Origin of the sequence: Synechococcus sp. EJ6-Ellesmere (assembly GCF_024345875.1) — a bacterium.
GTDB classification, from domain to species: Bacteria; Cyanobacteriota; Cyanobacteriia; order PCC-6307; family Cyanobiaceae; genus Regnicoccus_A; species Regnicoccus_A antarcticus.
Window position 1 is genome coordinate 1 of the sequence record NZ_JAGQBY010000138.1, and the last position, 8,366, is coordinate 8,366.

6 protein-coding genes and 1 pseudogene are annotated in these 8,366 nt (G+C 69.3%); 4 read left to right on the forward strand and 3 right to left on the reverse strand.

What is annotated here, in order from left to right; all coding sequences use genetic code 11:
- Positions 1-257, reverse strand: a pseudogene (locus tag KBY78_RS13690) (allophycocyanin); the annotation flags it as partial.
- 121 nt (positions 258-378) lie between these two features.
- On the opposite strand from KBY78_RS13690, the gene rlmD reads away from it, so the two are divergent.
- Positions 379-1,779 carry a 23S rRNA (uracil(1939)-C(5))-methyltransferase RlmD gene (gene rlmD, locus KBY78_RS13695; protein WP_255144049.1) on the forward strand — a complete coding sequence of 467 codons (1,401 nt, stop codon included), beginning with the start codon at positions 379-381 and terminating at the stop codon, positions 1,777-1,779.
- Positions 1,780-1,782: 3 nt separating this feature from the next.
- Here the strand turns inward: rlmD and pheT are convergent, their stop codons facing one another.
- The gene (gene pheT / locus KBY78_RS13700; RefSeq protein ID WP_255144050.1) at positions 1,783-4,245 is read right to left on the reverse strand and encodes a phenylalanine--tRNA ligase subunit beta; all 2,463 of its coding nucleotides are present in this window, start codon (positions 4,243-4,245) and stop codon (positions 1,783-1,785) included.
- 110 nt (positions 4,246-4,355) lie between these two features.
- On the opposite strand from pheT, the gene rpmG reads away from it, so the two are divergent.
- From rpmG to KBY78_RS13715, 3 genes are all read left to right on the forward strand, one after another.
- Entirely contained in the window at positions 4,356-4,550 is a 195-nt protein-coding gene (gene rpmG, locus KBY78_RS13705; RefSeq protein WP_006171446.1) for a 50S ribosomal protein L33, read from the forward strand.
- A gap of 74 nt (positions 4,551-4,624) precedes the next feature.
- Positions 4,625-4,846 carry a 30S ribosomal protein S18 gene (rpsR, locus tag KBY78_RS13710; RefSeq protein ID WP_006171444.1) on the forward strand — a complete coding sequence of 74 codons (222 nt, stop codon included), beginning with the start codon at positions 4,625-4,627 and terminating at the stop codon, positions 4,844-4,846.
- Between the two features lie 88 nt (positions 4,847-4,934).
- Positions 4,935-6,905 (forward strand): RNB domain-containing ribonuclease, encoded by a 1,971-nt coding sequence (locus KBY78_RS13715; RefSeq protein ID WP_255144052.1) that lies wholly within the window; start codon positions 4,935-4,937, stop codon positions 6,903-6,905.
- On the opposite strand, the gene KBY78_RS13720 is transcribed toward KBY78_RS13715, so the two are convergent.
- Positions 6,902-8,366: FAD-dependent oxidoreductase (locus KBY78_RS13720; RefSeq protein ID WP_255144053.1), on the reverse strand; the 1,465-nt coding region annotated here is incomplete at its 5' end. The two genes, KBY78_RS13715 and KBY78_RS13720, sit on opposite strands and share 4 nt — an antisense overlap.

Genomic DNA, 8,366 nt, shown 5'->3' on the forward strand with positions numbered 1-8,366 from the left:
CTGAAATCGCGAAGGCACTGGGCCCGTTGCTTCTGCCCATAGGCATTGCCGCCCTGGGCCACGTATTCCGGCTTACGGGTGAAGAGGAGGCGCGCGGCCTCATCGACGATCTTTTTCTCGTTCTCCGCCAAGGCTCGGGCCACGCGGATGCGCTGGGCACCGCCGGAGAGGTACTGCGCCATCGAGCGGAGCTCTCCGCCGCTGGGATACCGCAGCTGATCATCGGCTTGGAGGATCAGATCCCGAACGACGCTCATCGAGGACACCAGGCGCCTGAACACTTTATCGATCCGGCAACCCTCTTGCAGGAGGACGTCTTCAGATGTAACGCCCCTTTGCATCTAGGGTTTGCTTAACGTCCAAAGCGCTCCGATCCCCATGGGACTTCCTTTGCCGGTCCCAGGTACGGACCTGGATCTGTGCATCTCCGGCCTCAACCATCACGGCCAGGGGGTGGCGCGCATCTCCTCCACGGAGGAGTCGGCTCCCGACCTGGTGGTCTTCGTTCCCGAGGCCTTGCCGGGGGAGCAGGTGCGGGCCCGGGTGCACCACAAGGCCCAGCGCCATCTGGTGGCTCACCCACTTGAGCGGCGCAACGATGCCCCCGAGCGGCGGCAGCCCCCCTGCATCCTGGCCTCCGACTGCGGCGGCTGCGGAGTGCAGCACCTCAACGACCAGGCCCAGCTGGTCTGGAAGCAGGATCTGGTGCAGCAGGCCCTGCGCCGCATCGGCGGCCAGAGCCTCGAGGTGGAGCCGATCCTGGCCTCAGCTACGCCCCTGGGCTACCGCAACCGCACCACGATTCCCCTGGAGCGCTGCCCGGACGGGCAACTGCGGGCCGGTTTTTACCGCAGCGGCACCCACCGGATCGTGAACATGAACCGCTGCCCGGTGCTCGATCCCCGCATCGATCGCCTGATTGCCCCGCTCAAGCGCGATCTCGAGCAGAGCGACTGGCCGGTGGATGTCGATCTCACTGAGGGCGGCGGCTTGCGCCACCTGGCCCTGCGGGTCGGACACCACAGCGGTGAAGTGCTGCTCACGCTGATCAGCAGCCACAGCGACCTGCCTGATCTGGCGGCCATGGCGGAGATCTGGATGGAGCGCTGGCCGGAGCTGGTGGGCGTCGGCCTCAACATCCAGCCCCTGCCCACCAACACCCTGATGGGGCCGCGCACCCTCGAGATCGCGGGCCGCCCATGGCTGAACGACAGCTTCGCGGGCCTTGAGCTGCGGATCGGTCCCGACACCTTCTTTCAGGTGCACACTGCCCAGGCCGAGCGGCTGGTGCCCCTGCTGATCGAGGCCCTCCGCCCTGCCCCTGGCCGCCGGATCGTGGATGCTTACTGCGGTATCGGTACCTTCAGCCTGCCTCTGGCCGCCGCCGGCGCCCGGGTGCTGGGCCTGGAGCAACACCCTTCCAGCGTGGAGCAGGCCAGGCTCAATGCCGGTCTCAATGGTCTCAATGGCCTCACGCTCGAGGCCGCCGACGTGGCCCTGGCTCTGCCTGAAGCTCTCGAGGGCGCCGACGGGTTGCTGCTGGATCCGCCCCGCAAGGGTCTGCCGGAGCGGGTCTGCGAAGCGATCCTGGCCTCTCCGCCCGAGCGGGTGGCCTACCTGAGCTGCAACCCCGCCACCCTGGCGCGTGACCTGGCCAGGCTCACGGCAGCGGGAACCCTGCGCCTCCTGCGGGTTCAGCCGATCGACTTCTTCCCCCAGACCCAGCACGTGGAGGCCCTCGCCGTGCTGGAGCGCACCTGGGAGACCCCCACCACCTGAGCCCTAGGAGCGCCTGGCGGCCCCGAACTGCTTCTGCAGGGCGCCGAGGATCTTCGTATGGGCCTGCTCCACCTCCGCTTCAGTGAGGGTGCGGCGGGCGTCGCGGTAGCGCAGGCGGAAGGCCTGGCTGGCGTTGCCAGCCTCCACCTGGCTGCCCTGGTAGCGATCGATCAGCTCCGCTGTTTCCAGCAGCGGTTTGCCTGCCTTGCGGATCGCACTCAGCAGTTGGGCGGCGGTGACGGCATCGGGCACCACCAGGGCCAGGTCGCGTTCGGAGGCCGGCACGGTGGCGAAGGGTGTGAAAGCCGGCTGCCAGCGGTTGCGCCGGGTGGCGGCGCTGAGAAGCGGTGTCAGGGCGAGCTGGAACAGGTGGGTGGCCTCCGGCAGATTGAGGGCTTCCGCATGCTGTGGATGCAGCTGGCCGAACCAGCCGGCCACCCGTCCCTCCACCAGCAGCTCCGCGGCCCGGCCAGGGTGGAGCAGGGGATGATCACTGCTGGCCCTGTCTTCGCAGGGAACCTTCAGGGCGGCCAGGGCCTGCTGCAGGACACCGCGGGCTTCGAAGTAGTCGAGGCTGCGCGCTTTCCCGGCGCTGCTCCAGAGTTCCGAACGCCGCTCGCCGCAGATCACTCCGGCCAGCTCCGTGCGCTCCAGCAGGTTCTCTCCCTCGCTCTGGAAGACACGGCCGATCTCGAAGGCCCAGAAGCCCGGCATTGAGGCCTGCAGGTTGCGCCTGGCCGCCAGCAGCAATTCATCGAGCAGGCTGTCGCGCAGGTGGCCGTAGTCGGTGAGCAGGGGATTGGTGAGCCCCAGCCGCAGGGAGTTCTCGATCAGGCCCTGAGCAGGCACCAGGGAGAAGGCACAGGTTTCCTGCAGACCTGCGTGGCAGAGAGCCTGCCTTAGCCAGCGCTCGGCCTGCTGGCCAGCCTCGAGCCCGCCCGGCTCGATCGGATCGGGCAGATGGCTGGCGAAGTGGTCGTAGCCCACCAGCCGGGCCACCTCCTCAATCAGATCCACCTCCCTGGTGAGGTCCATCGAGCGGGAGGGGGGCACCGTCACCAGCCAGCCTTCGCCGTCGGCCTGCAGGCTGCAGCCCAGGGCCGAGAGGGTCTGCTCGATGCGCCCGTCGGCGAGGTCTTCCGCCTGGCCGTCCACCAGCACCGGACCGAGCAGGTTGTGCAGGGCATCGCGGCGCAGGCGCAGGGGCTCCGCAGGCTGTTGGGGGCGCTGGTGCAGCCAACGGCCCTGCACCCGGGCGCCTGTGAGCTCCTGGAGCAGCTGCACGGCCCGGTCGGCAGCCGTCAGGGTGACCTCGCGCGGCAGGCCTTTCTCGAAGCGGGCGCTGGCATCGGTGCGCAGGCCGACGCTGCGGGCACTGCGGCGCACGGCCTCGGCGCTGAACATCGCCGCCTCCAGCCACAGGGACTCGGTATCGGCCTGCACCGCCGAATCGGCGCCGCCGATCACGCCGGCCAGGGCGATCGGCTGACCGGCGTAGGTCACCACCAGCGCTTCGGGGCTGAGTTCGTGGCTGGTGCCATCGAGGGCAGAGAAGGCTTCTCCGGTCTGGGCGGGGCGCAGGCCGAGGGCCGCCGGGTCGGCCGGCCGACCCCCCAGAACCGCCAGCCGGCCCTGATCGAAGGCATGCAGGGGCTGACCCGTTTCCAGCATCACCAGGTTGGTGATGTCGACGACGTTGTTGATCGGCCGCAGGCCGGCCCGCTCCAGGCGGCGCTGCAACCAGGCGGGCGAGGGCTCCACCCGCACGCCGGTGAGGGCCGTGAGGCTGAACAGTCCGCCGGCTTCGATCGCTGCGGCGCTGGCAGGCCCCACCGGCAGGAGCTCGTTGGGGATCACCGGGGCTGCGGGGGGCAGGCTGAGCTGGCCGCCTGTGAGAGCCGCCACTTCCCGGGCGATGCCCAGCATCGAGAGCCCGTCGGGTCGGTTGGCGGTGATGGCCAGCTCCAGCACCTGGTCGTCGAGGCCGAGGGCCGCCGCCACCGGGGTCCCCAGCGCCGGAACCACCTCCAGCAGCTCATCCAGCACGGCGATGCCATCGGAGCTGTCTGCCAGGCCCAATTCCTTGAGGGAGCAGATCATGCCGGTGCTGGCCACGCCCCGCAGTTCGCTGGCCTGGATGGTCAGATCCACGGCGCTGAGATGGGCGCCCACCAGGGCCACGGGCACATGGATGCCGGCACGTACGTTGGCGGCCCCGCAGACCACCTGCAGCAGCGTTTCGGCAGAACCGGGCGGGGCCACCCTCAGCTGACAGACGCTCAGCCGGTCGGCATCGGGATGGGGCTGCCTGTCTTCCACAAAACCCACCACCACGCCCTCGGCCTGGCTCGCGAGGTCGTCGATCGCCTCCACCTCGAAACCGGCGATGGACAGGCGCTCAGCGAGCTCCTGAACCGGACCTTCGCAGGAGACCAGTTCCCGCAACCACTGGAGCGAGACCCGCATCCGCCTGCATCGATCAAGGGTCAGATCTTAAGGATCGGAATGCCGGAGCCCGGGAGGGTAGGGTGTCGGACTGTCATTACGCCTCGCATCAAGCGGCGCACGTCCTTCCTATGGCCAAGAACAAGGGCGTCCGGATCGTGATCACTCTCGAGTGCACCGAATGCCGGTCCAATCCCGCCAAGCGCTCTCCTGGGGTGTCCCGTTACACCTCTCAGAAGAACCGCCGCAACACCACCGAACGTCTGGAGCTGAAGAAGTTCTGCCCTCACTGCAATAAGAGCACGGTCCACAAAGAGATCAAGTGAGGTCAACGGGTTGCCGCCATCGGCACTGACCCCAGCAGCTCGTCCTTCATTCCCTCGTTCGTTTTCGCCCACCCATGTCCAGTTCCTTTTTCAAGAAGCGCCTCTCACCGATCAAGCCCGGTGATCCGATCGACTACAAGGATGTCGATCTGCTCAAGAAGTTCATCACCGAGCGCGGCAAGATCCTTCCCCGCCGCCTCTCCGGCCTCACCGCCAAGCAACAGCGCGATCTCACCAACGCTGTCAAGCGGGCCCGGATCGTGGCTCTGCTTCCCTTCGTGAATCCCGAAGGCTGAGCGGTCCTTCCCCTGCCCCAGCGGAGCATGGCGTTTGCAACCGGGTGATCTTGTCGGCCTGATTGGCTCGAAGGGGCCTGAACTGGCCTTGATCGAGGCCATCAACGGCAGCCGTGCCCGTCTCAAGGCCGGCTGGGACGCCCGGTCCCAGGCGATCCCCATGCGGCAGCTCGATCTGCTGGCTTCTCTGCCAGGGGTTCACGAGCCGCCCTCCCGCCTGGATCAGCCCCCCTGGCAGCTGGTCCCTTCCGCCTTGGTGGCCGCATCCCCCGGGCGACGCGATCTGGGAGCCGCCTGGCTCCTGCTGGTGGAGGCGCCCCCTGAGGAGGGGGTCAGCCTGGAGGAGTTCACCGAGCTGGTGGCCGGCGGCGACAGTCCGGCCGCCCGGGCCGCCTGCTGGTGCTGGCTGCAACAGAGTGAGCAGCACCTGTTTCGCTGGCGTCAGGGCCGGGTTCACCCCCGATCCCTGCGTGACCTGCGCCAGCTGCGCCATGACCGGCACCGTCGGGTGCTGGACGAGCGACGGGTGCAGCACTGGCATGGCCTGCTGAGCCAGCGCACCCCCCTCATACCCGCTGAGCTCGATCCCGCCCAGAGCCAGCAGTTGCAGCAGCTGCTGGCCTTCGCCGCCGGGGAGATCGAGGAGCTGCCCGATCCGGAGCTCCGCCGGGGCCTGCAGGCGGCGCACTGCGCCGCCGAACCCGGTGCAGTGCGCCGCCTGCTGGTGGACCTGGGTCAGTGGCAGCCGCATGCCCTGCCGTCGCTCCGCAGCAGCGTCTGGGAGCAGGGCTTCGCTCCGGCTCTGCTTGAGGACGCCGAGCAGCTGCTGGCCCAGGCCGAGCTGGAGCAACCAGGCGATGGGAGCCGCCGCGATCTCACCGCCCTGCGCAGCTACACCCTTGATGACGCCGACACCGAGGAGATCGATGATGCAGTGGCACTGGAGCTCCTGGATGGGGGCGGCCTGCGGCTGTGGGTTCACATCGCCGATCCGGGACGACTGGTGGCGAGCGGATCCCCTCTCGACCTGGAGGCCCGGCCCCGGGGCTCCAGCCTCTACCTGGCCGCCGGGGTGGTGCCGATGTTCCCCTTGCCCCTGGCGGTGGGTCCGTTCAGCCTGCGCCAGGGGCAGCGCTGTGCGGCCTGGAGCTGTGCGGTGGAGCTGGCCGAAGACGGCAGCGTGGCCCGCCATGAACTGGTACGCAGCTGGATCTGCCCCACCTACCGCCTCACCTACGGCGATGGCGATGCCCTGATCGATCTGGCTCCACCCGAGGAGCCCGACCTGGCCCTGCTGCAGGGGCTGCTGGAGCGCCGCCGCCGTTGGCGCGTGGCCCGCGGCGCCCTCTCGATGGAGCAGAGCGAGGGGCGGATCCGCTGCCAGGACGATCACGCCGAACTCGAGATCACCGATCCCTCCCCGGCGCGGGCCCTTGTGGCCGAAGCGATGATCCTCACGGGTTCTGTCGTGGCCGCCCATGCCGCCGAGCTGGGCCTGGCCATGCCGTTCCGCGGGCAACCCGTGAGTGAGTTGCCGACCGAGAGTGAGCTGGAGGCCCTTCCGGATGGACCTGTCCGCCACGCGGCCCTGCGCCGCTGCCTCAGCCGCGGCAGCACCAGCGCTGCAGTGAGCCCCCACTTCAGCCTGGGGCTGCCGGCCTACGTGCAGGCCACCTCGCCGATCCGCCGTTACGCCGATCTGGTGGCCCAGCGCCAGCTGGCCGCCACCCTCTCGGGCGAGGAGCCCCTTGATGCAACCCAGATGGGGGAGCTGCTGGAGGAGCTCGATCCGGTGATTCGTGAAGGCATTCAGATCAGCCGCGAGGATCAGCGCCACTGGCAGCAGGTCTGGTTCGAGCAGCACCGCGGCGAGCGCTGGCCGGCGGTGTTTCTGCGCTGGTTGCGGCCCCAGGATCGGCTGGCCCTTGTGCACCTGGAGGCACTGGCGATGGACCAGGCCGTCCGCGCTCCGGAGTCGTGTCAGCCGGGGGATGCGCTCACGGTTCAGGTCCAGCAGGTCGATTCCCTCTCGGACCTGCTGCGGCTGGAAGCCCGTTAGGCCGTCTCCGATCCAGCCTCCAGCCGCGACACCCGCAGCCAGGGGCCCCAGGGATTGGCGACACCGATCAGGCGGACGGGCCGGGAAGACTCCTGCCGCCGCAGCCAGTGGTGCAGGCCTGGCTCCAGGGTGATCAGCGGCCAGGGGTGGCGATGGCTCTCGAGGATGTAGCCACCGGCTCCATCAGGCACCAGGGTGCCGGCAAAGACTTGCTCATGGGGTTCGACCGGGGCCTGGAAGGGGCTTGCTGGTTCGCTGTCAGCCAGGGTTCCCCGTGGCTGCAGCAGCCCTGGATCCTGCAGGGCACGGCGCTGGCGGTTCTTCCACTCGGGATGGTGCCAGGGGGTGTCCCAGAGGGGTATCGGACCGGCCGGCGCCACTGGGTCGCTGATCAGCGCCTCCTGCAGGAGGCGCACGTCGAGGGAGGCCGGCGCCGTGCCGGAGGCGACGCAGAGGCCCGCCGCCGCTCCGGCGGCCTGGCCGATGTTGAGGATCAACGGCTGCAGCCGGGTGGCGCCGTTGGCCATGTGGCTGCAGCTGATGGCCTTGTCGGCCGCCAGCAGGTTGTCGAGATCGGCGCTCACCAGCGCCTCGTAGGGGATCATGAACGGCGTGCCGCTCCAGCGGCCACCCCAGCGGCAGGTCTTGGGGGCCAGGGGCCAGTCGTCGCCGGGGTAGTGGTGGTCGTTGGCGTAGTTGCCCACCGCGATGGCGCTGCAGCGACCCTCCCCATCGAGTGGGATCGGCCCGATCCAGGCCCCGTCGTCGTCGGGGGTTCCCCTGGCGCCTGCCGGGATCAGGGGCAGCAGATCCTGCTCCAGCACCAGGCGGTGGCCCACCAGTCGCCGACCCTCGCGCCAGTAGGGCATCAGGGCCAGGGACGATGCCCCCGCCAGCGCTGAGCCGGCCCCGGGGGCTTCCGGGAACACACGGGCCGGCTGAAGCCAACCACCGGAGGCTTCCCGCAAGGCACCCAGAAACGCCAGGCTGTGCTCCTGCATGGCTCGCTCCAGCTCCGCCTGGACAGTGGCCTCGGCGTTGAAGGCACGCTCCAGGCCGTCGTGCCAGTCGTTGCCATGCAGGGGCCAGTTGAGCATCACCAGGCCTCCGGGCAGGCGGCCGTAGCTGAGGGTGCGCTCCAGGCCGAAGTGTTCGGTGGCGCGCTCGAACGGGGCCGCCGGTATGGCTCCGCCCGGGCAGGGCCCGGCCGATTCCTGGCCCAGCACCACCCAGGTGGGGGACTGCACCGGCTGGTGCTGGAAGAAGGGATCGGTCTTCAGCCGCTCGCGGGTTGGTGCGCTGGGTTCACCCCAGTCTTCGCTGGCCTCCCAGCCCAGGCGGAAGGGCACCTGGGCAAGGGGAAGCAGATCGCCGCGATCACTGCCGTCGATGGCGAGCTGCAGGGTCAGCCGCACCAGCTCACCCTGGTGTTCCAGCTCCATCGCCGTGAGCCGTGAGCCG

What these genes read in the sequence shown, in the direction of transcription:
- rlmD (WP_255144049.1), top strand. Translation starts at nt 379, where the DNA reads ATGGGACTTCCTTTGCCGGTCCCAGGTACGGACCTGGATCTGTGCATC.
- pheT (WP_255144050.1), bottom strand. Translation starts at nt 4,245, where the DNA reads ATGCGGGTCTCGCTCCAGTGGTTGCGGGAACTGGTCTCCTGCGAAGGT.
- rpmG (WP_006171446.1), top strand. Translation starts at nt 4,356, where the DNA reads ATGGCCAAGAACAAGGGCGTCCGGATCGTGATCACTCTCGAGTGCACC.
- rpsR (WP_006171444.1), top strand. Translation starts at nt 4,625, where the DNA reads ATGTCCAGTTCCTTTTTCAAGAAGCGCCTCTCACCGATCAAGCCCGGT.